Annotated in this window: 1 pseudogene; it reads right to left on the reverse strand. The window is 67.7% G+C overall.

Annotated elements, in window-relative coordinates:
* Nucleotides 1-296: pseudogene (locus OQ02_RS39705) on the reverse strand (phosphoribosylformylglycinamidine cyclo-ligase); the annotation flags it as partial.
* Nucleotides 297-322: the final 26 nt, after the last annotated feature.

The raw sequence follows: 322 nt of genomic DNA on the forward strand, positions 1-322 counted from the left end.
TCCATGACCATCGCGACCAGGTCGTGGCCGATGGTGTCGTACACGCCCATCTGGCGGGCGATGTCGACCTTCGTACCGACGCCGTCGGTGGCGGAGGCGAGCAGCGGACGCTCGTAGCGCTTGAGGGCCGAGGCGTCGAAGAGGCCGGCGAAGCCCCCGAGGCCGCCGAGGACCTCGGGGCGGCGCGTCTTCTTCACCCACTCCTTCATGAGCTCGACGGCGCGGTCGCCCGCTTCGATGTCGACGCCCGCGGACGCATAGCTGGCGCCGCCTTCGGCACTGACGGTCTGAGACATGGGTTCAGAGCTGTCTCTTATACACA

The sequence above is a fragment of the Saccharothrix sp. NRRL B-16314 genome, assembly GCF_000716595.1.
Lineage (GTDB): Bacteria > Actinomycetota > Actinomycetes > Mycobacteriales > Pseudonocardiaceae > Actinosynnema.